General features: G+C 44.2%; 23 protein-coding genes. 7 read left to right on the top strand and 16 right to left on the bottom strand.

Translation table 11 applies throughout. From position 1 onward, the window contains the following. Positions 1 to 7: 7 nt before the first annotated feature. The 5 genes from kdsB to GVO60_RS06130 are packed head-to-tail and all read right to left on the bottom strand — an operon-like array spanning position 8 to position 5876. Positions 8 to 760 (bottom strand): 3-deoxy-manno-octulosonate cytidylyltransferase, encoded by a 753-nt coding sequence (kdsB, locus tag GVO60_RS06150; protein ID WP_159651931.1) that lies wholly within the window; start codon positions 758 to 760, stop codon positions 8 to 10. Next, positions 760 to 939, bottom strand: a complete 180-nt coding sequence (locus GVO60_RS06145) for a Trm112 family protein (protein ID WP_159651929.1) — start codon at positions 937 to 939, stop codon at positions 760 to 762. Before GVO60_RS06145 ends, kdsB begins: the two co-directional genes overlap by 1 nt. Continuing rightward, positions 920 to 1927: a tetraacyldisaccharide 4'-kinase gene (lpxK, locus tag GVO60_RS06140; protein WP_159651927.1), complete on the bottom strand. Its 1008-nt coding sequence runs from the start codon at positions 1925 to 1927 to the stop codon at positions 920 to 922. The genes GVO60_RS06145 and lpxK overlap by 20 nt, the downstream gene beginning before the upstream one ends. Positions 1928 to 1930: 3 nt before the next feature. Beyond that, on the bottom strand, positions 1931 to 3679 hold the full coding sequence (gene msbA, locus GVO60_RS06135) for a lipid A ABC transporter ATP-binding protein/permease MsbA (RefSeq protein WP_159651925.1): 1749 nt from the start codon (positions 3677 to 3679) through the stop codon (positions 1931 to 1933). Positions 3680 to 3710: 31 nt separating this feature from the next. Then, a complete protein-coding gene (locus GVO60_RS06130; RefSeq protein ID WP_371862436.1) occupies positions 3711 to 5876 on the bottom strand; it encodes a DNA internalization-related competence protein ComEC/Rec2 in 2166 nt (721 codons plus the stop codon). Between the two features lie 83 nt (positions 5877 to 5959). Between GVO60_RS06130 and GVO60_RS06125 the strand changes: the two genes are divergently transcribed. Beyond that, the gene (locus GVO60_RS06125; protein WP_159651921.1) at positions 5960 to 6490 is read left to right on the top strand and encodes a DUF2062 domain-containing protein; all 531 of its coding nucleotides are present in this window, start codon (positions 5960 to 5962) and stop codon (positions 6488 to 6490) included. 109 nt (positions 6491 to 6599) lie between these two features. On the opposite strand, the gene lolE is transcribed toward GVO60_RS06125, so the two are convergent. The 3 genes from lolE to lolC are packed head-to-tail and all read right to left on the bottom strand — an operon-like array spanning position 6600 to position 9733. Continuing rightward, positions 6600 to 7844 carry a lipoprotein-releasing ABC transporter permease subunit LolE gene (gene lolE, locus GVO60_RS06120; RefSeq protein WP_159651919.1) on the bottom strand — a complete coding sequence of 415 codons (1245 nt, stop codon included), beginning with the start codon at positions 7842 to 7844 and terminating at the stop codon, positions 6600 to 6602. 1 nt (position 7845) lies between these two features. Beyond that, on the bottom strand, positions 7846 to 8532 hold the full coding sequence (gene lolD, locus GVO60_RS06115) for a lipoprotein-releasing ABC transporter ATP-binding protein LolD (RefSeq protein ID WP_159651917.1): 687 nt from the start codon (positions 8530 to 8532) through the stop codon (positions 7846 to 7848). Next, positions 8525 to 9733, bottom strand: a complete 1209-nt coding sequence (lolC, locus tag GVO60_RS06110) for a lipoprotein-releasing ABC transporter permease subunit LolC (RefSeq protein ID WP_162596536.1) — start codon at positions 9731 to 9733, stop codon at positions 8525 to 8527. Before lolC ends, lolD begins: the two co-directional genes overlap by 8 nt. Before the next feature lie 165 nt (positions 9734 to 9898). On the opposite strand from lolC, the gene GVO60_RS06105 reads away from it, so the two are divergent. From GVO60_RS06105 to GVO60_RS06090, 4 genes are all read left to right on the top strand, one after another. Then, a complete protein-coding gene (locus GVO60_RS06105; protein WP_159651913.1) occupies positions 9899 to 10465 on the top strand; it encodes a PilZ domain-containing protein in 567 nt (188 codons plus the stop codon). Positions 10466 to 10475: 10 nt separating this feature from the next. Further along, complete coding sequence (mfd, locus tag GVO60_RS06100; protein ID WP_159651911.1) at positions 10476 to 13937, top strand: transcription-repair coupling factor; 3462 nt, start codon at positions 10476 to 10478, stop codon at positions 13935 to 13937. A 54-nt stretch (positions 13938 to 13991) separates the two neighbouring features. After that, on the top strand, positions 13992 to 14783 hold the full coding sequence (locus GVO60_RS06095; RefSeq protein ID WP_159651909.1) for a peptidoglycan binding protein CsiV: 792 nt from the start codon (positions 13992 to 13994) through the stop codon (positions 14781 to 14783). Positions 14784 to 14948: 165 nt separating this feature from the next. Beyond that, a complete protein-coding gene (locus tag GVO60_RS06090; protein WP_159651907.1) occupies positions 14949 to 15488 on the top strand; it encodes a GNAT family N-acetyltransferase in 540 nt (179 codons plus the stop codon). A 51-nt stretch (positions 15489 to 15539) separates the two neighbouring features. Here GVO60_RS06090 and GVO60_RS06085 read toward each other — a convergent pair whose 3' ends face one another. The 7 genes from GVO60_RS06085 to hinT form a co-directional block, all read right to left on the bottom strand. Further along, entirely contained in the window at positions 15540 to 16829 is a 1290-nt protein-coding gene (locus tag GVO60_RS06085; RefSeq protein ID WP_159651905.1) for an NAD(P)/FAD-dependent oxidoreductase, read from the bottom strand. A gap of 408 nt (positions 16830 to 17237) precedes the next feature. Then, positions 17238 to 17780, bottom strand: coding sequence for an alpha/beta hydrolase YcfP (gene ycfP, locus GVO60_RS06080; protein ID WP_159651903.1), 543 nt, complete (start codon positions 17778 to 17780; stop codon positions 17238 to 17240). 100 nt (positions 17781 to 17880) lie between these two features. Next, a complete protein-coding gene (locus GVO60_RS06075; protein WP_159651901.1) occupies positions 17881 to 18735 on the bottom strand; it encodes a phosphotransferase in 855 nt (284 codons plus the stop codon). An 18-nt stretch (positions 18736 to 18753) separates the two neighbouring features. Further along, positions 18754 to 19344, bottom strand: a complete 591-nt coding sequence (gene lpoB, locus GVO60_RS06070) for a penicillin-binding protein activator LpoB (RefSeq protein WP_159651899.1) — start codon at positions 19342 to 19344, stop codon at positions 18754 to 18756. Between the two features lie 66 nt (positions 19345 to 19410). Further along, the gene (locus tag GVO60_RS06065; RefSeq protein ID WP_159651897.1) at positions 19411 to 19800 is read right to left on the bottom strand and encodes a YcfL family putative periplasmic lipoprotein; all 390 of its coding nucleotides are present in this window, start codon (positions 19798 to 19800) and stop codon (positions 19411 to 19413) included. Continuing rightward, positions 19797 to 21194, bottom strand: a complete 1398-nt coding sequence (locus tag GVO60_RS06060) for a COG3014 family protein (RefSeq protein ID WP_159651895.1) — start codon at positions 21192 to 21194, stop codon at positions 19797 to 19799. The genes GVO60_RS06065 and GVO60_RS06060 overlap by 4 nt, the downstream gene beginning before the upstream one ends. A gap of 98 nt (positions 21195 to 21292) precedes the next feature. Continuing rightward, positions 21293 to 21643 carry a purine nucleoside phosphoramidase gene (gene hinT, locus GVO60_RS06055; protein ID WP_159651893.1) on the bottom strand — a complete coding sequence of 117 codons (351 nt, stop codon included), beginning with the start codon at positions 21641 to 21643 and terminating at the stop codon, positions 21293 to 21295. A gap of 224 nt (positions 21644 to 21867) precedes the next feature. Between hinT and GVO60_RS06050 the strand changes: the two genes are divergently transcribed. Beyond that, a complete protein-coding gene (locus tag GVO60_RS06050) occupies positions 21868 to 23859 on the top strand; it encodes a methyl-accepting chemotaxis protein (RefSeq protein WP_159651891.1) in 1992 nt (663 codons plus the stop codon). Positions 23860 to 23992: 133 nt separating this feature from the next. Then, positions 23993 to 25165, top strand: a complete 1173-nt coding sequence (locus GVO60_RS06045; protein WP_159651889.1) for a DUF1887 family protein — start codon at positions 23993 to 23995, stop codon at positions 25163 to 25165. A gap of 71 nt (positions 25166 to 25236) precedes the next feature. On the opposite strand, the gene fadR is transcribed toward GVO60_RS06045, so the two are convergent. After that, entirely contained in the window at positions 25237 to 26076 is an 840-nt protein-coding gene (gene fadR / locus GVO60_RS06040) for a fatty acid metabolism transcriptional regulator FadR (protein ID WP_159651887.1), read from the bottom strand. Positions 26077 to 26273: the final 197 nt, after the last annotated feature.

Here is a 26273-nt window from a genome sequence, read left to right as displayed (position 1 = left end):
TTTTCTTTTATCGGTTTGCAATAATATTTCGCACGATTTCGAGATCCTCAGGTGTATCGACACCTGCTGCGGGCGCTTCTTTAGCAACCTCAACATGAATCTTTTCACCATACCAAAGCACGCGCAACTGCTCTAAACACTCGATCTTCTCAAGAGCCGTTGGCTCCCAGTTAATGTAAGTATTAATAAAACCTGCACGGTATGCGTAAATACCAATATGACGCATCAATGGCTGATTAATTGTTTTACCGCCGTTAGCGAAGCTGTCACGATCCCAAGGAATCGTTGCTCGACTAAAATACATCGCATAGCCGTCTTTATCCGTTAAAACTTTAACAGCATTTGGATTGAACACTTCCGCTTCATCCGTAATATCGACCGCTAAAGTTGCCATTGGCGCTTGGCTACTTGCAAGATTTTGTGCAACTTGAGCAATGATCGATGGTGGAATCAATGGCTCATCACCTTGAACATTCACAATGATATGATCATCAGGAATGTTCATAACGCTAACAACTTCAGCCAGGCGTTCAGTGCCTGATTCGTGATTTGGTGAAGTCATACAGACATCACCACCAAACGCTTTAACCGCGTTTTCGACACGCTCATCGTCGGTTGCTATAATTACTTTCTCAGCACCAGCTTGAATAGCTTGCTCATACACCCACTGGATCATTGGCTTACCAGCAATATCAGCCAGCGGCTTACCTGGTAAACGCGTCGATTGATAACGGGCAGGAATTACAACCGTAAAAGACATTAGCGCCCCTCATCCATGCTCATCTGACGAGCTTCAGGCTCAAGAAGTACTGGGATACCTTCTTTGATAGGGTAAGCAAGGCGGTCTAATTTACAGATCAGCTCTTGTTTATCTTTATCAAAAGTAAGCTTACCTTTACAAGCCGGACATGCGACGATTTCAAGCAGACGGTGATCCATATTTTTCCTTAACCTCTATTATCTTGTTTAATATGCGTTGTTTGTCTTGCACTTCAAACTGGGCAGTCACAGGTAAGTACCACCAGTTATCTTTCGCGTAGTCAGCGCATTTAACGGCATCTTTTTCTGTCATAATTAGATTCTCACCTTTTTGGGCCAAAGCTTCTAATTCTGACGGTTCAAAATCTTTATGATCGGCAAACCCTTGGGTTTCAACCAGATTTGCTTGCAACTGCTCTAGCGTAGCAAAAAATCTTGGTGGGTGACCTATACCAGCCATAGCCACTAATTGTTCCAATTGAGCTGTTGCAAGCTGCTGTTTAGTGTTTAAGTTAATCGCATCACCCGGAATCAGCTTCATTGACGCTTCACCTTTATGAGCAGTCCCGCCATTAGTAATGATAATATCAACTTCATCTAAACGGTCGGTAGTTTCGCGTAACGGACCTAGGGGAATAAGTGACTCGTTACCAAAGCGTCTATTGCCATCAACCACCACGATTTCAACATCTCGCTGTAACGCGTAGTGCTGTAAGCCATCGTCAGTAATAATGATATCGACACCGAATGGCAACAAGGCTTTTACTGCTTCACTGCGTACAGGGGATACCGCAACAGGAGCTCCAGTACGCTTGAAGATAAGTTTTGGCTCATCACCGCAATGCTTCGTAGACGTGTTCTCTTCAACCAGCAAGGGATAATTTGGCGCTTTTGCACCATAGCCGCGTGAGACGACACCCGGCTTGAAGCCCAGCTTTTGCAACTCTTCCACCAACCAAATAACAACGGGCGTTTTTCCATTACCACCAGCTGTAATATTCCCAACCACAACCACAGGTACAGGTGCACGATAGCTCACCCTTTCACCCGATTGGTATTGCTTACGGCGCTTTTGACTAACGGAGCCAAATAGCTTGCTTAGTGGCCACAATAGCGGCCACAGCAAGTATTTCATTGGATGATTTTCAAACCAAATCTTTTCAATCACGAATTACTGACCAAATTGGATTCTGTGCAGTTGCGAGTAGGCTCCACCTTTCGCAAGTAACGTTGGGTGATCACCTCGTTCAACGATCTCACCTTCATCAACCACAAGGATTTCATCTGCATTTTCAATCGTAGAGAGTCGATGGGCAATAACTAGTACCGTTTTGTTCTTCTGCAACTCATCGAGAGCGGACTGGATTGCACGTTCAGATTCAGTATCTAATGCTGACGTCGCCTCATCCAAAATCAGAACAGGGGCATCTCTTAGTAATGCGCGAGCGATAGCAAGACGCTGGCGTTGACCACCAGACAAACTCGCACCGTTTTCACCTACCACGGTATCTAAACCATCTTCAAGTTTATCAATAAAGACCATCGCATGCGCTAATCTCGCCGCTTCTTCGATTTGCTCTCGGCTAAACTCACCTTCCGCTGCATAAGCAATATTATTCGCGATGGTGTCGTTGAACAGATGAACATTTTGAGAAACGAGAGCAAAATGACTACGTAAATTCCTTAACTTATAGTCACGAATATCGTGCCCATCAAGAGCAATGCTGCCCTCATCAATATCATAAAAACGTGTAAAGAGGTTTGCGATCGTACTCTTACCAGAACCTGAGCGCCCCACTAAGGCAACCGTCTTTCCTTCAGGAATATCAAAACTAACCTTGCTTAATGCGGGCTTTTCTTTACCCTGGTAGGTAAAGGTGACGTCTGTAACCTTAATCTCACCCTTTACTTGCTTAGGTTCAAGCTTTCCATTGTCTACTTCTGTATCCAAATCCATCAGTGCGAAAAGAGTTTGGCTCGCTGCCATACCACGTTGGAATTGAGAAACTACGTTGGTGATTGCCTTAAGTGGGCGCATTAAACCAAACATAGCGGAGAAAATAACGGTAAACGTACCAGGTGTAAGCTGAGATCGAATTTCTTCAAAACTTGCCAAAAATAGAACTGTCACCAAAGCCAATGAAGCGATCATCTGCGTGACTGGGTTAGCAATTGCATGAGCTGTTATAAACTTCATGGATTGCTGACGCATCTGATTACTCACCTTATTAAAGCGTTCACGCTCAATATCGTGACCACCATAACTGAGGACAACTTTATGGCCTTTGAGCATCTGTTCTGCTGAAGAGGACACCTTACCCATCGCCGTCTGCATGTTTTTACTGATTCGACGATAGCGCTTCGAAATAATACCTATAACCCAAGCGACCACTGGCGCAACAACCAGTAACACCAAAGATAGTTGCCAACTGTTCCAGAACATCAGAACGAGCAAACCAATAATACTTGCACCTTCGCGAACAATGCTCACCAATGCTTTACTGGTCGCAGCTGATACCTGCTCTGAGTCGTAGGTAATTCGAGATAGAAGAGCACCTGGAGATTCTTTGTCAAAGAAACTGACAGGCATGTGCATAAAATGGCCGAAAATCTTACGACGCATTTCCATCACAACGTTGCCTGAAACCCAACTTAAACAGTAGGTAGAGATAAAGCTCGTCACGCCTCTCGCGAACATTACGCCAAGAATGATGAGGGGCAAAATTTTTAAGAAGTTAGATTCAGCATTGCCAAACCCTTCGTCCAGCAATGGTTTAAGCAATGAAACCATATAGGTATCTGCTACAGCGTTGAGGACCAATGCAATAACGGCGACGACAAGCCCTTTCTTATATAAACGAATATAAGTCCATAAACGTTTAAAGGTGTGCCAGGTTGTTTCATCTTTATCGATTGACATAGAACTGCTTATTTTTCTTACAATAATCTTCCTATTCTACTCCCTTACGCATCATCTGCCTATACCAAGCTTGGCGTTTACCTTGGCGAAGTTGCTCCACCTGATAGCCATCTGTATAGAAGTTAATCGATGTTTGACCCGATGTGCCAGTGTCTAACCACACAGCCCCTTGTCGAAGATACCTTTTAACCACATCGGAGCTAGGTAGATTCCAACGACCTTTATATGCAGTAGATGCAATCGCAAGCTCCAAGTTTGTCGCTTTTACGAACGCTGGTAATGAGGACGTTTTACTTCCATGATGGGGGACAATCACAACCGTCGAGTTCAGTTTTTCCGGCTCTCTAACTAGCATCCATTCGGCGACGGCTTCTACATCCCCAGGAATTAAAACAGACTGATTTGTTAATTTGTGAGTTACCTTGATAACACAAGAGTGAGGATTGTAAGCACGAGTTACTATCCGCTGCGGCCAAAGCGCCTCTAACGTTAAATCATGCCACTGCCAAATTTTACCTTTGACACAAACATCGTCGGAATGACCAAACTGACTAGTAATAAAATGCTGAGGCTTCCACCTGTCAATGATGCTCTTCCAACCTCCTGCATGATCATTGTCGAAATGACTCACTATGAAATAATCAACAACGGAGACACCCGTTCTAACCAAATAAGGAGTAATCACCTGTTCGGCATAGCTAGATTTCTCCCAAGCTGTTCCCGTGTCATAAACCAGTGCTTTTGAATCTTGAATAATCACTAGGGCTAAGCCATGACCTACATCTAACACCACGAGTTTCCATTCTGTTGTGGGTTTCCAATTGATAGTCAAAGCACTAGCGACGATGACCAGCACAATTCGTCCAAAGTTACTCAGCACAAAATATAAGCCACTCGCTCCGATGGCGAGATAAAGGAATTTAACTTGCAGAGAGGACAAGTCTACCCAAGCATGACTAGCAAACTGCATCGCGTAAATGACGACCGAGAGAGAAAGATCCGTCCAATGCCAAAGTAGTTCACTATCGACAGGAAGCACCGTCATCAATAGAGATAAAAATGTCAAAGGGATCACAACGAAGCTAAACCAAGGCACAAAAACAAGGTTATAGATCAAAGATCCAAGACTAAACCCATCGAATAGAAGCCCAATGACAGGTGACATAAGAAGCGAAATAAATAACTGTAGCCCTATCACTGTTTTCCAATAAGACGTTCTATTTCGATTTAGAGACAAAAAGAGCAAAATAATCGCTACGGCAGCCATAGACATCCATAAACTCATGTCTACCGCGGAACGAGGCCAAATACTTAACAAGATAGATAACACCAACAGCCACTTAAACAGCAATGATGTTTTTATTTGCATCGACTGAAACAAGCATAGGAATAAACACATCATCAGTGCTCTACTAGTCGGTATCGAGAAACCTGCTAACCAAGCGTATAAACTTGCTGTCACTAAACCCGTAATAACAGGCGCGAGTGTAAAATGAAAAGAGAGTCTAAGCAGTAGTGTGCCAACTAACCAACCCACGCCAAACATGATCCCGATATGCAATCCAGAAATCGCAACGAGATGGCTCAAACCACTATCACGCAACTGTGTGGAGACCTCGTCTGGAATACCTTGGCGAACGCCAAAAACTAACGCCTTAATCAATCCTCCATTCGATAATGTATCAACTTGATCTGAGACCGCTTGATAAATCGCGTAACGTAATGACCAATGGTTTTCGACAAAAAAACTCGCTTTCTTATCAACCACAACTCGTCCAGCTATCGATTGTGAATAAGCGTACTTTTCTGCATCAAAACCAACCTCATTCATCTGACCTATAATTGGTTTTATATCAACTTTTGCAGTAATCGTTTGACCAATATTCAAACTAACTGGCGCCTTGAGCCAAACCGTTGGCCGTTCATAAATGTTCAATGTTTGGCCATTGATTGATCTAACCACGGCTCTACCTTGAAAGCCGTGACTTATTTGTTTAAAAAAGCTGTCAACCTCAGCATTTATGGTAAGATTCGAACCTGCTTGAAAAAGCGTATCTGTTTGGTGTCGAAGCAGATTGCTATGCGTTAAAACGACAACGCACGCTGCAAGAGAGCCGAGAAATACCCGAAGCTTATTCACTTTCAGTGATAGGGCCACGATAGCCAAACAAGGAATTATCCATGGCCATTCGGGCATATAGAACCAAACAGACGAAGAAATAATAACCGCCGAAAACGACGCTAGCGTCCAGTAATATAAGTAGAGAGTCATAGTCCCCTATGCCAAGAAAGTTCATTAAGCGCTTTATGCCTGACCACGAAGTTATTAAGCGTCAAAAAGCGCTAAAGATTTTTGGCAATGTGCTTTATAACCCTAACCTTTGGTGTCTAAACCGTCGCTCAGCGGCAGGTGCTTTTGCAGTGGGTCTTTTCATGGCTTTCGTTCCGCTCCCAAGCCAAATGATCATGTCTGCAGGTCTCGCCATTGTATGTGGTGTCAATTTGCCTTTGTCTGTCGCATTAGTGTGGGTCAGTAACCCGATTACCATGCCTGTATTGTTCTATTTCGCCTATAAAGTTGGCGCTTGGGTCATGCACGTACCGCCGCAACCTTTTCACTTTGAGCTGTCGTGGGAATTTATCCTGCACCAAATGAATACTATTGGACCTCCATTCCTATTGGGATGTCTGATTTGCGGTGTCTTATCTGCCATTATTGGATTTTTCGGAATTAAGGCGCTTTGGCGCTATTCGGTCGTTAGAAGTTGGCAAAAGCGTAAAATCAGATTAGGCGGGCTGCTTAAAAAGTAAATAGCAGCCAAACTGCTTTAGGGCGGCAATCTCGCTCATATGTAATCGCAGTGAAACCAACGCATTAAAAAAGGACCCGAATGGGTCCTTTTTACATTTTAGATTTACACTACTTGGAACTGAGAACCGTAGCTGGGTTCAACTTACTCGCTCTCGAAGCCGGGTACCAAGTTGCAAGTAGACTAAGAATAATCGCCGTTGTAGAGACTAAGGCAACGTCAGTGAAGTTCACTTGAGAGGGTAAGAAGTCGACAAAATAGATATCGCCCGACAAAAACTTATGGCCAATGAGACCTTCAAGTCCTTTGATCAAATCCGTGAGATTTAGTGCCACCAAAACACCAAACACGCTACCCGCGATACTACCTAGCACCCCAGAGAATACGCCTTGCCAAACAAAGATACGTTTTACCAGGCCATCCGTCGCGCCCATGGTCCGAAGAATCGCAATCTCAGAGGCGCGATCTTTTACCGCCATCATCAGTGTAGAAACAATATTAAAGCTCGCAACACCAATCACCAGTACCATGACTAAATACATAATGGTTCGAACCAGCTGAATATCTCGATATAAGAACCCATATTTCTGTTGCCAGCTACGAAGATAGACGTAAACATCGAGTGTATTACCCGCTTCACGAACAATTTGAGTCGCGTCAAGTACATCGGTAACTTTTAATGCAACGCCAGAAACGGCACTTCCTAACTTAGCGTACTGCTGGGCATCAGCCAGTGGGACTAAGGCAAGATTATGATCAATCTGACCATTTAGAGTCAGTAAACCCGCGACTTGAACTCGAACACGTTTCGGCGCTTGCACCTTGGTTGTAACACCAGATGAAGGAATCATTAGAGTTAGGAAGTCACCCACATCAACCTTCAAAAGGTCCGCGACACCTTGACCTAAGATCACTTGCTTACTGCCAGGTTTAAATTGCTGCCATACCGACGGATCAATGTAATGATTCAGGTTTGAAACTTTCGACTCTTGGCTTGGGTCAATACCTCTCACCTCAATCGCTTTGAGTTGTTGGCCTTTTTCAGCAAGCGCCGTTAACTTCACGAAAGGGGCAGCCGCTTCAACTTTAGGATGCTTTTCCGCTTGAGTGATCACCGACTGCCACTCTTCAATCGGCCCGCGAACACCTTCAAACTCACCGTGTGAGATGACAGACAAAACGCGGTCTTTCAGTTCACGCTCAAAACCATTCATCGCTGACAAGCCAATAATGATCACCGCGACGCCTACAGTAATACCAATCGTCGAGGAGAGTGAAATAAACGACACCATTTTGTTGCGCTGTTTGGCTCGACTAAAACGACCACCGATAAGTAAAGATAGTGAAGAGAACAAATTAGGACTCCCCAACATTCAGCAATAAGCCATCTTGCATGTGCAACTGGCGATCCATTTTACTTGCAAGTTCGCCATCATGGGTTACGACTAGAAATGCGGTACCCGACTCTTGGTTCAGCTCACGCATTAGGTCGTAAATAGATAGTGCCGTCTTGTGATCTAGGTTACCCGTTGGCTCATCAGCAAGCACCAAATCCGGACTATTCACCAGTGCTCGCGCAATCGCCACGCGCTGCCTTTCACCACCAGACAATTCTGATGGTCGATGCTCAATACGGTGAGTCAAACCCACTTTATCAAGCAGTGCTTTCGCTTTCGCCTTGGCTCCGTTCGTCGACATACCACCAATCAAAAGTGGCATGGCGACGTTTTCCAATGCACTGAAATCAGCGAGTAGGTGGTGGAATTGATAGACGAAACCTAAATGTTGATTACGCAACTTAGCTTGTTTATTTGAACTTAGCTCCGCTAGATTTTGCCCCAAGAAGGTAACGTGCCCTTCGGTCGTATCGTCTAACGCGCCCAAAATATGCAGCAAGGTACTTTTACCTGAACCAGACGAGCCAATGATCGAAGCCAATTCCCCTTTTTTAAGCTCAAAACTTACCCCTTTTAATACTTGGGTATCTAAAGAACCTTCACGATACGTTTTACAAATATTATGACACTCTAGAAGGTTACTCATATCTCAAAGCCTCGGCCGGTTTAACTGAAGATGCACGATAAGACGGGAACAAAGTAGCAAGTAGGCTAAGTGCAATTGCCAATACTACGACCACTGCAATTTGCAATGGATTAATTAAAATCGGTAGCTCTCCACCGACAGAAAACAGTGCAATACCAGCACTTTCTAAAAGCGAGTTCAAATTAGTCGCTAACACAACACCAAGAAGGCCACCGATCAAAGAACCTAACACGCCACTGCTCGCGCCTTGCACCATGAAAATGGCTAAAATCTGCTGATCTGTCATTCCTTGAGTCTTTAAAATAGCCACTTCCGATTGCTTCTCCATAACCACCATAATGAGCGCAGAAATAATGTTGAAAGCCGCAACACCAACGATCAGTCCGAGCATCAAGCCCATCATGTTTTTTTCCATTCGAACAGCTTGGAATAGCTCACCGCGCTGATCACGCCAGTCTTGCCACTGCCATCCATCTGGCATTGGTTGTTGACTCAAATCAGCCACAATAAATGGGTCTTCAAAGAAGAGTCGCCATCCTGTCATGGTGTCACTTTTCATCCGGTTTAAACGCGCAGCGTCATCAATGTGGGTTAGCATTAACTGGCCATCAACGTCCGAACCCGTGTTGTAGATCCCTGCCACAGTGAAAATGCGCTGACTTGGGATTCGGCCAAGCGGCGTGAATTGACTCGCACTGGTTACCATCAAGCGAACCTTGTCTCCCATCGAAACATCCATCGAACGTGCCAAAGTATGACCGATAAACAATTGATACTTTCCAGCTTCCATCGCCGATAAACGACCCGCGATTAAGTGGTCTTCAATGGGATCATGATCGCTCGGTTTAATACCAATCAATAAACCTGCGCTAAGCTGAGAGGCACTTTGAATGACCGCTTCGCTTTGCACGATCGGTTCAGGGTGCGCAGCAGTCGAAAGAGCTTGAACGAAAAGAGGCGCTTGCTCTTCACGTGGTGTCTTGCCATCCACTTCCGATACGATTGCCTGAGGTAACACACCAAGAATCCGCCCTTTAAGCTGAGCTTCAAAGCCATTCATAACGGAGAGAACAGTCACAAGCGACATCACACCAATCGTGATCCCCGCTGTAGACATATAAGATACAAAGCGGCTAAATCGATCACCGGAACGTCCTCGTAAGTAACGTAAACCGATAAAAGCCGAGACCGGATGAAACATAAAATAAACCAATAACGTCTGATAGTGGTTAATGTACCGATTTATCCTTGTCGGGTGTAGCCCTTAATTGCTAATTAGAGGTCAAAATATGTGATAAACAATGACATACCTTGATTAGTTGCTACGTATGACGATAATCAGTGTGTTAGTAAAAGGAAATTCAGAATGCCTGAACAAGAATATTTTACCGTTCACCACAAAATGACTGTCAATGTAGAGCCACTTGAATCAAGTGTTGTTCTGCCCTCTTTCGATCGATTTGAAAATGAAATTCCTGCTCCTTTCCTAGTAGCCAGTGAATTTAGCCATCTCGATTTGCTCAACGACAGTGCGCGTTCTGAGCTCAAAAATAATGACTTTAAACACGTCATCGAACTCTTAGATACTCAAAATGCTAAATTGAACCTGCTGCTAACGTTTATGCTTTCTCAGCAAGACAACGAAGCCTACCGACATCAAACCCTCTCGTTCGGTGCCAGCTTATTTAGCTATCTAGCTGATGAGGCTTTAGGTGTAGGAACCAAGGTACGCATCAAGCTATTCCTTGACCACCCGGCTGCCGCTATCTACAGCTACGGACACGTGATTGAATCTGAACAACACGAAGAACAACACAAAATCACCGTTAAATATGACCTACTACGCGATTTAGATGAAGACCTGTTAATCAAAGCCGCTCTCTATCAACAACAAAAAATGCTGCGTCAACGCTCACTAAATCGAGACAAATAGAACCATTGTTATGCCAAATACCACTCTATTCCAACTAGCGAATCCAACTGGCGCTGGTGATAAAAAACAAGTCGGAAACCTACAAGGTGCCAGTTTAGCGATTGCAATCGCAGAACTGGCGAATCAACACCCGAGCCACACCCTACTTGCCGTTCCAGATCCGCAAACAGCGCTCAAACTATTGCAAGAGATCGAGCAGTTCACGCAAGAGGATGTCGTACTATTCCCTGATTGGGAAACACTGCCTTACGATAACTTCTCGCCTCATCAAGAGATCATTTCAGATCGTATCGCTCGTTTGTATCAACTCCCGACTCAAACGAGTGGTATTACGATTGTACCAGTCAGCACACTGTTACAACGTCAGTCTCCACGTGACTACCTGATGCAGCACACTCTAATGGTGAAGGTAGGCGATCTTTATTCGCTCGATAAATTGCGTCTACAACTTGAAAAGTCGGGTTACCGTCATGTCGATCAGGTATTCGGCCCAGGCGAGTACGCGAGCCGTGGTTCAATTTTAGATCTGTATCCGATGGGCTCAAACGACCCATTCCGAATTGACTTTTTTGATGACGAAATCGACACGATTCGAACCTTTGATCCAGAAAATCAACGCTCTATCAATGATGTAAAAGAAATCTGCCTACTCCCGGCACACGAATTCCCGACAACAGAAGCAGCGATTGAAGATTTTCGTATTCGTTGGCGACAACGTTTTGAAGCACGTCGCGAACCTGAATCTGTTTACATGCAAGTGTCGAAAGGTACTTGGCCTGCAGGCATCGAATATTGGCAACCACTCTTTTTTGAACAGACAGAAACTCTGTTCGACTATATTACAGACGACAGTCAACTCATCACTGTCGGTGACATCGAAAGTGCAATCGATACTTTCCTGACAGACGTTGATTACCGCTATGACCAGAGAAAAGTTGATCCTTTGCGGCCGTTGCTTCCGCCAGAAGAACTATGGCTGAAGAAAGATGAGCTATTCGGCCGCTTTAAGTCTCTGCCTCAAGTACAGCTTTCTATTGATGCCATCGTAGAGAAGCAAGGGCGCACAAACCCAGCAGTCGAACCTTTACCGACTCTTGCGGTACAACATCAAAACAAAGAGCCAATGGCAGCCCTGCGTCAGTTCAGTGAAAACTACAAAGGTAAAATTGTTTTCTCGGTTGAATCAGAAGGCCGCCGTGAAGCGCTGCTAGAGCTCTTACAACGGATTAAATTGCGCCCTGTCGAACAGCCAAGCTTTTGCCAAGCGATTGCCAGTTCTGAAAAGTTCACTCTTGTATTAGGAGCCGCAGAACATGGCTTCCTATTTGGTGACGAAGAGTTAGCCTTAATCTGTGAAAGCGACTTACTCGGAGACCGCGTCATTCAGCGCCGACGTAAAGATCGCAAAACAACAAATAGCGATGCCGTTATCCGTAACTTGGCAGAGCTTAAGCCAGGTCAACCTGTGGTGCATATTGATCATGGTATTGGCCGCTACATTGGCTTGCAAACCCTCGAAGCCGGTGGCATGACGACCGAGTACGTTACGCTTGAATATCAAAATGATGCTAAACTCTATGTCCCAGTTGCGTCACTTAATCTAATTAGTCGCTATTCTGGTGGCGCAGAAGAGAGTGCGCCGCTGCATAAATTGGGTGGTGAAGCTTGGGCTAAAGCACGTCGAAAAGCGGCTGAAAAAGTCAGAGATGTGGCCGCAGAACTGCTGGATGTTTATGCCAAACGTGAGCTTAAACCAGGCTACAAATTTGCACTCGACCGTGGTCAATACGCAACATTCAAGGCAGGCTTCCCATTTGAGGAAACCGATGACCAAACCATGGCCATCAATGCGGTAATGTCTGACATGTGCCAAGCAAAAGCGATGGATCGTCTAGTCTGCGGTGATGTTGGTTTTGGTAAAACAGAAGTGGCAATGCGCGCGGCTTTCCTCGCAACCGACAACAGCAAACAGGTCGCAGTACTCGTCCCTACCACATTGCTTGCACAGCAGCATTTTGAAAACTTCCGCGACCGATTTGCCAACTTACCGATTCGAGTCGAAGTACTTTCTCGATTCAAATCCGCCAAAGAGCAAAAACAGGTTCTACAAGATCTAGAAGAAGGCAAAGTCGATCTTGTTGTTGGTACCCATAAGCTGCTATCGAACGATATTAAATTTAAAGACTTAGGCTTGTTGATCGTCGATGAAGAACACCGCTTTGGGGTACGTCAAAAAGAAAAAATGAAAGCGATGCGTGCTGATGTAGATATTCTGACGCTCACCGCAACGCCAATCCCTCGAACGTTGAATATGGCGATGAGCGGCATGCGTGATTTATCCATTATCGCAACACCTCCTGCACGTCGACTAGCGATCAAAACCTTTGTTCGCGAAAGTGATGACGCTGTGGTCCGTGAGGCAGTATTGCGCGAAATCATGCGTGGCGGACAGGTTTACTTCCTTCACAACCAAGTCGAAACCATCGAGAAAGTCGCAGCCGATCTAGAAAAGCTGATCCCAGAAGCGCGCGTTACAGTTGCTCATGGCCAAATGCGCGAACGTGAGCTTGAACGGATCATGAATGATTTCTACCACCAGCGTTTCAATTTGCTTGTGTGTACCACCATCATAGAAACGGGCATCGACGTACCAACAGCCAATACTATTATTATGGATCGCGCCGACAACCTTGGTTTAGCGCAGCTTCACCAGTTGCGCGGTCGCGTTGGTCGTTCACACCACCAAGCATATGCCTACTTGTTAACGCCTCACCCGAAAGCGATGACCAAAGACGCTATTAAGCGTTTAGATGCCATCGCTTCCTTAGAAGATCTTGGCGCGGGCTTTACACTCGCGACTCACGATTTAGAAATCCGTGGCGCTGGCGAACTGCTCGGTGATGAACAGAGTGGTCAGATCCAATCCATCGGCTTCACACTCTATATGGAAATGCTTGAGCAGGCCGTAGAAGCGCTTAAAGAAGGCAAAGAACCATCATTAGATGATCTTCTAAGAGAGCAAACCGAAGTCGAAATGCGCTTACCTGCTCTACTGCCTGATGACTATATCCCTGACATCAACACTCGACTTTCTATGTACAAACAAATTGCCAGCGTGGGTGACAAACAAGAGTTAGGCGATCTCAAAGTCGAGCTGATCGACCGATTTGGTTTACTGCCCGACGCAACCAAAAACTTACTTTCAGTCGCTGAGCTTAAACTTCAAGCTGCCGAGCTCAAAGTGAAGAAAATTGAAGCGCACGAAAAAGGTGGTTACATAGAGTTCTATCCCGACGCTGACATTAACCCAATGTATTTGGTTAAACTATTGCAATCTCAGCCACAAAAATTTGCAATGGAAGGACCAACTAAGTTCAAGTTTACGGTACCATTGGTCGATAGACGTCAAAGAATTCAATTTGTTGGTGATATGTTGGGTGAATTCCAACAGAACCTTTTGCCTAAAGCCTGAACAAATCAGGTAGAATAATTTTCCGCGGTGACACCACCGGATTATGGAGTTGTAATGAAAAAGCTGATCCCACTGTTACTCTTTTTTGTTGCTTTGCCTTCTTGGGCTCAGCGACAATTTGATATCGAAGTGGTTGTGTTTAAACGAGCAGTCAATCCTGAGCAAACCGCTGAATCTTGGCCAAACAGCCAACCAGAGATCAGCTTAGACGGAACAGGCTCATTCTCTGATACGAGCTTCCGCTCACGTAAAGGCGTACAAATGTTGCCTTACTCATCGTACAAACTAAACGGTGAAGTGGCTAAGTTGAAGAAACACGCTGGATTCGAAGTGCTAATGCATAAAGCATGGCGTCAAGGCGATCGTGGCCGTTTGTCTGCTCCAACCTTCCATATCCAAGCGGGCAAAGACTTTTCAAACAACTTTAATCGTGATGGCTCTATGAAAGGTGCCAGTCAAGGAACACAAGTTATCGATGGCGTTGTAGAAACTTCGATCCCGAAAGCCTTGTATGAACTGGATGGTAAGCTACAAATTTATGTAGAGCACTACTTGTATGCTGATGTGGAAATGGACTTAAAATCACCAAGTGTTCGAGAAGTTGTCCTTCAAGATCCATTAACGATGGATCTCACCACTGAGGAAGCGGAAGGAAACACATCAATTGCAGAAACCAACGATGTGGTTGAAGCAGGTTTGATGGAACAAGTTAGCCCGACGATAGAAAAGCAAGAGTTCTTAAAGAGCTATCGCTTCGATCAAAAGCGTCGCATGCGCAGCACAGAAACACACTATCTAGATCACCCTCTAATGGGCGTGATTATTCAAGTGCGCCGAGTTAACTAACTATCTCGCAACCATTCTACTTTTAAGCAGTCCACTTGGGCTGCTTTTCTATACCCAAGATAACTAGTTGCAGCGCGGCAACAAGCCAATTTAGCCCTATGAGCATAGGTGTTCTATGTGATTAGGAAGTATGACGGGTATATATTGATACGAGGAAAAGTCATCATGTCGCCTGACTATCTCATTATCACACCTCGGCTCGAACTGCGCCTTATTCCAAATGAAGATGCTGCTCAGTTTCAGACCTTGATTTCCGACTCTCCCACTCTGCACCAGTGGATTGATTGGTGTGAAGAAGACTTTAACCAAGAGCAAGCTGAGCGTTTTCTTTTGGCCACTCGCCTCAATTGGGTTAAGTCACAAGCCTATGGGTTTGGTTTATATCGACGCAGTGACCAGCAGTTACTTGGCATGGTTGCAATCAATGAGCTTTATCATACCTTTAACATGGCGAGTTTGGGCTATTGGATTGCGGACAAATACCAAAGACAAGGCTACGGCAAAGAAGCACTAGAAGGGTTAATAAATTTCAGCTTTGAGCAGCTCAAGATGACACGACTAGAAATAGTCTGTGACCCACTTAACCTTCAGAGCCAACAGCTTGCCGAGCAGTGCGGCGCACTATTTGAATCCCGAGCTCGAAATCGATTTATTTTCAACGGCAAGCCGAAAGAAGGGCTCGTATACTCCTTAATCCCAGAATAAAAAAATGGCGCTCAATGAGCGCCATTCTCTATTCAAATCTACAACCGAATATTAGTGTAACTTGAGGTTTGGACGTAATACGCGGTTAATTCTGCCCATCAAAATAATCAGAGCAGTTTTGAACATACCGTGTAAAGCCATTTGGTGTAAACGATATAGCGAGATATACACAACGCGCGCGATACGACCTTCAACCATCATTGAGCCTTTAGTCAGGTTACCCATCAAGCTACCGACCGTTGAGAAACGACTCAGTGAAACTAGAGAGCCTTTATCTTTGTAGACATATGCTTTCAAATCACGGCCGTTCAACTTAGCCACAATGTTGGAAAACGCACAGCTCGACATCTGGTGCGCAGCTTGTGCTCTTGGTGGAACAAAAGAACCATCCGCTTGAGTGCACTGAGCCAAATCACCAATAACAAAGATATCGTCATCGAGCGTTGTTTGCAGAGTATCTTTCACAACAAGTTGGTTGATTCGGTTTGTTTCTAGACCAGCGATGTCTTTAATGAAATCAGGCGCTTTAATACCAGCCGCCCAAACCATGATCTGAGCATCAATCTTATCGCCATCTTTAGTAACTAGACCGTCTTTCTCAGCTTTCGTTACCATAGTCGCCGTGCGAACATTCACACCAAGCTTAGTTAACTCTTGGTGTGCTGCACTTGAGATACGAGGAGGAAGAGCTGGAAGAATACGCTCGCCCGCTTCAACAAGGTTTACGTTTAGTTTACTTGAATCTAAATCACCAAAACCGTAAGTACGCAGCTCTTTAACTGCGTTATGAAGTTCAGCAGAAAGCTCAACACCCGTTGCGCCCGCACCTACGATCGCGATATCAACTTTACCGTTACCATTTTTAGCATGAAGCTTAAGGAACTCGTTGTTCATTTCTGTGCGGAAACGATGAGCTTGCTCTGGGCTATCGAGGAAAATACAATTTTCGCGAACGCCAGGAGTATTAAAATCGTTGGATGTTGAACCAATAGCCATAACAAGGATGTCATACTCTAGTTCACGGCTTGGCATAAGTAGCTCGCCATTGTCATCTTTTAGTTCACGCAGTTTAATCACTTTACGCTCACGGTCGATGTCTTCTAGGCTACCCATTTGGAAATCGAAATGATGGTTTTTGGCATGTGCACGATAGCTCAATGCATCGACACCTTCATCCAAAGAACCCGTCGCAACTTCATGCAAAAGTGGCTTCCATAAGTGGCTACCTTTGCGATCCACTAGCGTCACTTTAGCACGACCTTTACGGCCTAACGTACGACCAAGTTTAGTAACAAGCTCAAGACCGCCTGCACCGCCGCCTACTACGATAATTCGAGTCACAGCAACATTCCTCTAAAAAGTTAAATAATATGTGTCGGCATGATTGCTCATACCGATGAAATTCTATTTTTCTTGTGGTCAACCGCTCAGCTAGCTGAGTCTTACGTCTTTTGACCTGTAGAGGCTTCGTTTGTATACGACACGCTTGTTGGATAAAGGAGCCTGATGACTCACACTGCAACGTAACAATTCGAGCAGTGAATTGGGCAAGTTTTTCACTCGCTCTCAATTTTTTTTGATATTTATCAAAAAATTTGTAGTTCAGTCATTATATAGGGCAAAAAAGGCCGTGCAAGCCAAGATTGCGCTTATCGATTGAAAATATGTAACGATTTGAACTGATTGAACAAGAAAAAAGCGACTCAGTTCCCTAAGCCGCTTTGTTATTGATTTGCGCTAATGTTGAAATTACTTCGCTTCTTTAAACGTCTTCATCGTTTGCAGGTGTTGGGACAGTTTCTTAAACTTATGCGTCTGCGTCTCATCCCAGATAATGTCATAGTAGTCTTCAAGTTCAGCTGCGGACTTAGTGTTGTCATGAATTTCATCTTCTTTCGACAAAATCACTAAACAACGACCTTTATTTTTCATTCGGAATTTTTCAACGCACTTGGTTGCAATATCTTCATACTCTTCCGGTCGATCAATTCTTCCCTGCATATTCACTTCTGGATGTAAATTCGGGTTAAAGATCACCTGCTTGATACCGCAAAGAAATCCGATACGTTCAGACCAATAACCGCCAAGTCCCACACCACATATAATCGGATCCGAGTCATTAGATTGCTCAATTACTTTATGCACTTCTTTTAAGAGATGCTGCATATCGTGTTTTGGATGTAGTGTACTGTAGTTTATAAAGCGAACGTCTTCATCGATGAACTGCAACTGCAATACTTTTTCGTGGTTGCCAGGGCTTGTTGAGTCAAAGCCATGTAAATAAATAATCATTATAATTCCCTCGCTCCTTGTCGCTTAAATCTACCATGAAAACTAGGGTTTAATAGTCAACAAATTGAGATTACTCAATTGGAACAATCAAACAGTGATCTTAGCTACAAAAAGTACTGCGTATTTTTTGCGCTTGGGTTAAATATTGTTCATCACCCCAAAGCTGATAAGCAAGCAAGTACCAAAGCATAGCCATCATGGTTGCTCTCGGCTTCCAAGCCATCACACCTTCGACCCAATCATCTACCCCCTCAATTTCACGCAACTGACAATATCGGTAAACTGTTTCAAGCGGTTTCTCGTCCATAACATCGATGCTTAAGGTCAAATCAAGCCTAGGATCAGCTATGGCTGCATACTCCCAATCAATCACTTTGTTGCCCTGCTCTGTCTTCACCATGTTATAGCCCGCTAAATCAAAGTGGCACAAGGTTAACCCAACATCCGCAAGGCTCGGCGCATGTCGCCAGCGGTGATAGATCTCTTCATATAACTCAGTTTTAAACTCTTCACGCAATAACATCCAATAATGGTCAACCCGAGCAGTGAAGTTAAATGGCGCAACGGGAATACGACCAGTATCGAGAGTATGAATACGAACCATGGTTTTAAGAAGAGATTCAATGCTAAGCGCATCAGTCAGCGACTCTCCTTCAACCCACTCAACTAATAGACCTTGATCGTTAATGTGCGTGGCGGGAGGCGATAGATGTGACTCTTCGATCGCGTTGAGTATTTGATACTCTTGGAAACGAGAGATAGAGAAAGCTTTAGTGATTGAGGTATTTGGTCGCCAGACATATGCTTCACCATTGTGAGCAACCACTTTCCAGCAACGATTTGTAAGCCCTCCGGTCAGCGTTTGCGCGTAGTCCGGAGGGACTGAAAAGAAGTGATCTAAGCTAGTTAGAGAAGAATCTAACTGACAGGCTTCTTGCCATGACATCCTTGCCATAAATCACCTCTTATCAAATTAAAAGCCTAGTAAGCTTTTAGACTCTTGTTTACGAATCTCAGTTTCATCTGCCCATTCGATTAGGCCTGTTTCTAGATCCATTAAACGCATCGTCATTTTGTAGTATACGTCTTTATCGCTGCCTGCGTTTTTCGCAATGCTCGATAGGTTACCGTAAAGCATGTATTGCGCACCGACCATTTTACCAAACTGAATCGCTGTGCTTTGGTTAACTAGCTCATCGTTGTTTTGGAAATTAAGCTGTTCGCGAACAGATTCTACACGATCCATATCAACAAAACGGAACTTACCGGAGTTGAGCATTTTGGTGCTCATGGTGTCTGTAATCGACTCAGTATCGATATGCTCACTTGTTTTGTTCTTGATACGCTCAACAAAAACAATTGGGCGCGAGTCGCGGGTGATAGCGGCAACAGAGCCAGACATCATCATGCTATCAACCATTTCGCCCGCAATTTTTTGTAGATCTGTTGAACCAAAATCAATGGTTGTAGTTTCCACAGCTTGAGCATCACCGTAGCTCACTTTGTTAGAACAACCGCCCAGGATGACAGCTAAGCCAAGTAATGCGATAACGCTTTTTTTCATTCTTGGTTCCTCAAATTTTCTTGAAGTTTATAGTTTAAGACTAAAGACAAATGGCTTTAGTTCGATTTAGTTATTATTTTCACGAATTTGAACACGGAATTGTGTTCCATTCGGGTTTAGCGTGACTTCTGAAATCGCAACGGATTCCATACCGCGAACAATTGTCTGACGCCAAGGCCCTAGCTTAGTATTCACTTCTAGCCCTTCATCGTCGTACCAGTAAAAGCGGTATTGAACGGCTTGGTCACCTTGGTATTGACTCGTTAAACGAACCACACCACGCGCACGGCCATCGACTTGAGTAGTAGAAATATCATCAATTTTTAGGCGACCCGCTAAGACATTATCTCCAAACAACACAGTCTGAGATGCACCATCTATTCGCAAACCAGCCGTATTATTGGCACAGCCAGCCAATACGAGCGCCGCTATTGCAGCCATAAACCATTTTTTCATCGTATTTTTCCTAATTGTCTATGCCAAATAGTAGCACCGCTACCTTGGCGAGAGATCCAAACCAGAACTGTATGACCTTTATCGACACTGAACTGGTGTGTTTTTCCATTAACTGTAATGACTTGCTCACCCGGCGTAACCACCGCACTACTTGTGCGAACTTCACTAGGCAGTGTTTGCCAACTACGCGTATCAGGTTGCTCGGTCAAGGCATTCCATACATTGAACAACAGATTGCCGACATCATCTTCTTTTTTCGCAGCTTCACGGCGTAATTGATCTTTCGCCCAAACACGTAGTGCCTGACGAATAACAATTTCAGGCATACGCTCAGAAAGGTCGCGCTGAGCCATTAAGTTAACATCCGCTAGAAGCGTGCTGTCTAATGCTTGCTGATTTAACTTTAGTGGCGAATAGCTTGCATTAGAAATTGGTGGATAGTACGGCAATGCCACACTATACCAAGCGCCATTTCCTCTACTGTCATAAAGTGGCAGAGATTGCTTCCATTCGCGCATTGCCTCAACAACACCTTGCTCTTCAATCACAATAACTCGCGCATCTTTGCTATTCAGAAGCTTAGCCTTACCGTAGCGTTTCTCCAATTTGGCTAAATCTGAACGCATGCCGAGTCGCTTAGCGACACGCTTAGTACCATCAATCACTTCTGCATTGTCAGGCATCACTGCAAGAGCACGACGATAATCGACATAAGCGCTATTTAGGTCTTTATCTGTCTCATACAGCAACGCTGATAAATAAAACAAATACCCATTTTGAACCGCTTGGAGAGTCTTTCCTGCGTCAGGGTAGTTAGCTAACACGCTGCCCAAGTTTGGAGTTAAGCCCTGCGATTCCATATCGCTCTGTGCGGACTCAAGTGCTTTTTCTCGCTCTTTACGGGCTTGTTCTTGTACTTGGTTAGCACGTCGCATCTCAACCAGCGCCCCTTCAAGGCTATTTTCTTGAAGGTAATTCATCCCCAAATAGAGATGAAGAAAACCCAGTTCATAATCTGCTGGTTGGTAAAGATTTAAATTATCATTTACTGCTAATGAACTGATGCTCGTCGCAGTGTCAGAAACAGAAATCGTCGCCTTATCTTGCTGAACTCGTACCGCTCCATCACTTAGTTCAAGCGCACTCTTACTTTGCTCGAATTGCTCATTAAGCAAATACACTCGTCCCTTCTCGAAATTATCAAGAATGTCACCAGCAATAGATTCGGGGAGAGCTTCTTCAGCTTCTTGATATTGCCCAGCTTTGACTGCTTGGTATACCTGCTGATTTTGAGCACTATAGTGACTAAAAAGGTTTCCGGCAGAAAGATTAGCGCATGCAGAAAGAAATGTTGAACTAACTACAATGAATGCGAGTTGAACGTATCGACGCACCTCGTACTCCAGTAATTTTATTGATTATTAAATAATGGCTATCAGACGATAGGGAAAAGAAAAAGTTCCTGCTCCCTATCGTTAAATATTGGAAGCGATTAGCTCATCAACATCGGACCTAATGGACGACCACCCACTAAGTGCATATGAATGTGATAAACCTCTTGGCCGCCATGTGAGTTACAGTTCACGATTAGACGGTACCCGTCTTCGTCAATGCCTTCAGCTTTCGCCAATTTACGCGCAACAATGAACATACGACCCATTAGTGCTTCATCTTCATCCTCAATCTCGTTCACGGTTGGGATCAGCTTATTAGGGATGATCAAAATGTGACTTGGCGCACGAGGGTTGATATCGCGAAATGCCGTCACTAAGTCATCTTGGTAGACAACATCAGCCGGAATTTCCTTACGGATAATTTTACTAAAAATGGTTTCTTCAGCCATGAAGCACTCCATCATCTGTATTTGAGAATAATTATAATGTCGAGTATGCGCCAAGCCGCATGAAATCACAATAAAAAACATTGTTCATTAAATATAAACAGCATACGGTCACTAGCCTTCCGCTAAATATGTATTGTGCGTCATAAAATGTGCGTCTCACTATCAATACTATAGAGCTCTTTTTGTTAGATTTTTAAGACAACTATAAATTCAGGGAGAGGTCCATGAAGGGCTCAGTCATTAGACGTATGTATGCGGGCTTTGCATTGATCATAATTACATTCGTCATTACCACTGTGATGACAATGCGGGGAATGCAACAAATTCACGACAATTTCGAAAGTGTCTCTAACACGTCACTTCCGTTAGTGTCTCAATCCAACAACACCAGCGTATCCTTATTATCCGCTGATAAATTGTTTAAGGACTTTTTAACCACACAAAGCTTCGAGCGTATGGATGAGATTTCTGCTCAATTTGAACAAGCAAAAGCTCACTATGCGGACGCCCTTTTAAACCTTGAGCAAGCAAGCGGGAGCAACTCTGAGCTTATCGATAGTATTGCTCAGTTAAAAGAGATGGAAACCCGTTACTTCACTGAAGCAGGTGAAGCTATGTCAAACTATCGCGACATGTTCGCCGCGCAAACACTAGTTCAGAAGTCGACGCGTCAGTTTCAGCGCTTACACTCTGAGTTAAGCGTCGGTATGAAAGAATACGTCGACGAGCAAAGTAGCATCTCAGTAAAAGTGATGGCGAAGAGCTATTTCATCAAATTAAAAGACGCTGAAGTGATCACCTCTGATGCGCTTGCGAGTAGTGATACAGCAGTTGTCACCAAAGCAGTAACCAAAAACAAAAAAGCCGTTACCCACCTTAATTACGCTTATCGCGGCTTAACCACTCAAATGCCAGAAATCAAAAAAGTGTTCGATGAATCCGTTCAACAATTCACTATTGATGTTGGCAAAAAAGGTGGTGTTTTGGACCAACACGCCTCTTACCTTACTGCAAAAGATGCGTTATATGACAATATTGCCAATCTAACCAAAGAAGTTGATGCGACCATGGCCGTATTAGCATCCTTTACTCAAGTAGCAAAAGATGGACTAAATAGTTCTTTGCAAGAAGCAGGTCAAGTATACGAGCAAGGTGTTGTACGCTCGATAGTTGTAGGCGCAGTGGTTATCTTACTGGCGCTAGGTGTGGGTTATCACATCGCTCACAGTGTGCGCGAACCTTTAACGCGTATTCTTCGCACTCTAGAGCACCTTACCGATGGCGACATGACTCAGCGTATCGATATCCGATACAACAACGAGTTCAGTCGAGTCAGTGGACACATCAATACACTCGCAGACAGCCTGCACAATATATTGGTTAAGCTTAACGATGCCTCAGATAACTTAACTGAGACAGCCAACACTAACCAAACCACGTCAACCAAAGCTCAAGGGCAACTTAGCCAGCAGCGTGAGCAAACCGCCAATGTCGCTACCGCTATGACTCAAATGTCTCATTCGGTACAAGAAGTCGCACAAAGTGCACAAAGCTCTCAACAGATGGTTGAACGTGTGGAGATCGCATCAGAGTCTGGTCGTAAGATCATGAGCGACAATATTTCTACTATTAACCAATTAGAAGGCAGACTTCATAAATCGGTCGATGCCGTGAAAGATCTTCAATCTATGAGCAGCCAAATTGGATCAATTCTCGATGTAATTCGCAATATTGCTGAGCAAACCAATTTACTCGCACTAAACGCTGCAATCGAAGCGGCTCGCGCTGGCGAACAAGGTCGAGGCTTTGCAGTCGTGGCTGATGAGGTTCGAGTGTTAGCGCAACGAACTACAGAATCGACCTCTGAAATCGAAAGTATGATCAGTAATCTGCAATCTAGCTCATCATCTGCTAGCAAGGTGATTCAAAGCTGTATGGATGATATGGATCAATCGGTATCTCAGGCGTCTAACGCAAACAGTGCCATGGAAGAGATCCAAGCATTGATCTTAGAAATCAGTCAAATGAGTGGACAAATCTCTCAAGCAGCGGCTGAGCAAAGTGAAACCTCGACCGATATTGCACAAAATATCGAAGAGATAAATTTGATTGCCGAAGAAAACTATCAGGCAATGGCTCAGATAGCTCGAACCAGTACCGATCTAACGCAACTTGCCAGCCAGCAAGGTCATTTGGTGCATCAATTCAAGTTATAGAGTAATAAACTTTATCCTTAGGGCGACTAATTTTTTAGTCGCCCTTGTTTTTTATACCCCGTGTCATCATATGGTTAATAAGGCTTGCCACTTTTTTCGACTCATTTTTGCAAGCCAACCATGAGGAATTACTATGGCAGTCCATGTTGGCATCATTGATCAAGACCCTATTCGTCTTGTTACTCCGCTGCTCGATAACCGCACCATTAGCAACCACATCGTATTTATCGGTGTTAAAGCTCAAGAAGAAATGTATTTACGCTTACACAGCGTGCTTGCAAAACGTCAAATCACTTCGGAATTTTTTGAGATTCCAAATGTTGCCAATACCTCAGAAATCAAACAGGCCATTACGATACTCGCTGAAGATTTAAAAGCGCGTTCAGAAGAAGTAAAACTCAATGCGAGCTGTGGTTTACGACACCGCCTCCTTTCTGTATATGAGATTTTCCGAACTTATCATTGGCCAATTTTCGTGGTTGAACCAAACAGCGACCGCCTATGCTGGCTCTACCCAGACGGCAAAGAAGATACCCAAGTACAAGACCGTATCACGATTGATGATTACCTCACTATTTTTGGTGCCCGTGGTGAGTTCAATGAGCATGAACTCCCTCCGCAATTAGACCAAAAACTTTACGAACTTGGTGAGCGTTGGGCCAGCAACGCATTAGAGCTTGGCCCTGGTCTCGCAACGCTGAACTACTTAGCCACGACGTGTCGGAAAGAGCAAAAACTCAATGTTGAGTTATCTGAGAAGCAACAAGGCTATCGTGAGCTCAATATGCTGTTGAGTGATTTGGTGGAAGCTGAAATCGCCACCTACGATCAAGGAGTTCTGACTTTTGCAAATGAAGATGCACGTCGGTTCTCCAATGGAGAATGGCTTGAAACCTTAGTCCACAGCACAGTACGCCAAATCCAGCAGGATATGCCAACTATTCAAGACCACTCGCTCAATGTTCAAGTTTACCGTCAACTAGGTGAACGTGAAGTGCGTAATGAGCTTGATGTCGCGTCCGTCGTAAACAACAAACTACATATCATAGAATGTAAAACGAAAGGCATGCGTGATGACGGCGATGATACCTTGTATAAGCTCGAATCCCTGCGAGATTTACTCGGAGGACTTCAGGCTCGTGCGATGTTAGTAAGCTTCCGACCTTTACGCCACAATGACATCACCCGTGCAGAGGACTTAGGCTTAGCCCTTATCGGCCCTGATGAATTAAAAGATCTTAAAGCGCACTTAACTAGTTGGTTCCGTGAAGCCGGTGGTAATGAAGAAGAGTGTGCAGATTGCTAACCGATTGATTCGCCCCCATTCGACACACATAAAAAAACCGCCAATGGCGGTTTTTTTAATTCTTTAAAGTGTTAGCTGTCATCTTCAGTAAAGTTCGTCGGCAAAGTTAACTTCATCTGATTCCAGATTTGCGCACTCTCCAAACCGTAATTACGAACCGCAATCAAAATACGGTCACGATCACCAGACTCACAAACATCTAACAATTCACGATAAAAAGCTAATGCAAGAGAGCGTGCTTGCTGACTTGAGAAATAGTAACTACCCACTCGATCGTACAGCTTTTTCAAACCGTTAAATATCAATCCATAAATCTGGTTGCCAGAATGGAAGGCTAAGCGTTGGAATAGCATATAATCGTAAAAGTTAAACGTTTTAGCGATCAAGATTGCTTGGCGTTTAGCTTCGTCTTTCTCACCATCATCTTTCACATGCTGCTTGATTTTTTCAGCGTATGGAGAAGACTCCATAAACACATCCCATGACTCAGCGGCAAGCAGCGATTCACAAGATTCAATCACAGTAGAAATGGTTTTCTCAGCATTTTCTTTGTTCGCTTTGAACGCGTAACGCATGAAGATAGGACTAATATTAGTACGTGCTGCAAGCAAATCTTCGACGATTGATGTGGCATTATCAGCGTCTAACGTCATCAATGTATCGAGAATATGTAAACCCGACGTTTCCATAAACTGGTTTACTCTTGTTGGCTTGCCATGTTGAATGGTTAACCAGCCATCACGAGCCAATCGTTGCAGTACTTCACGCAAAGTGGTTCGTGTTACACCAATGAGTTCAGATAGCTCTCGTTCTGCAGGTAAAATTGAGCCAGGAGGAAAACGACCTTTCCAAATACTTTCAATAATGTACTTTTCTGCGAATCCTGCTGGGCTCTTTGCCTTTATGACCATCTATGTCTAATCCAGTTTATATTTTTATGCGTCTATTGGGCACTCATCATACCACTAGTTTTTACATATCGGAAACCAGATACAAGTAAACTTAGGGTTAGAACTCAATAGAGCAAAAGCTCTAAGCAATCACTGGTTAATTTGCATAATCTCCAGCTACCTAAATAGGGTTATTATAAAGTTTAATAAATTTGTAA

Source organism: Vibrio atypicus, from assembly GCF_009811315.1.
Taxonomy (GTDB): Bacteria; Pseudomonadota; Gammaproteobacteria; order Enterobacterales; family Vibrionaceae; genus Vibrio; species Vibrio atypicus.
The sequence above is the reverse complement of the archived record's forward strand: the minus strand, read 5'-3'. Positions and strand labels throughout refer to the sequence as shown.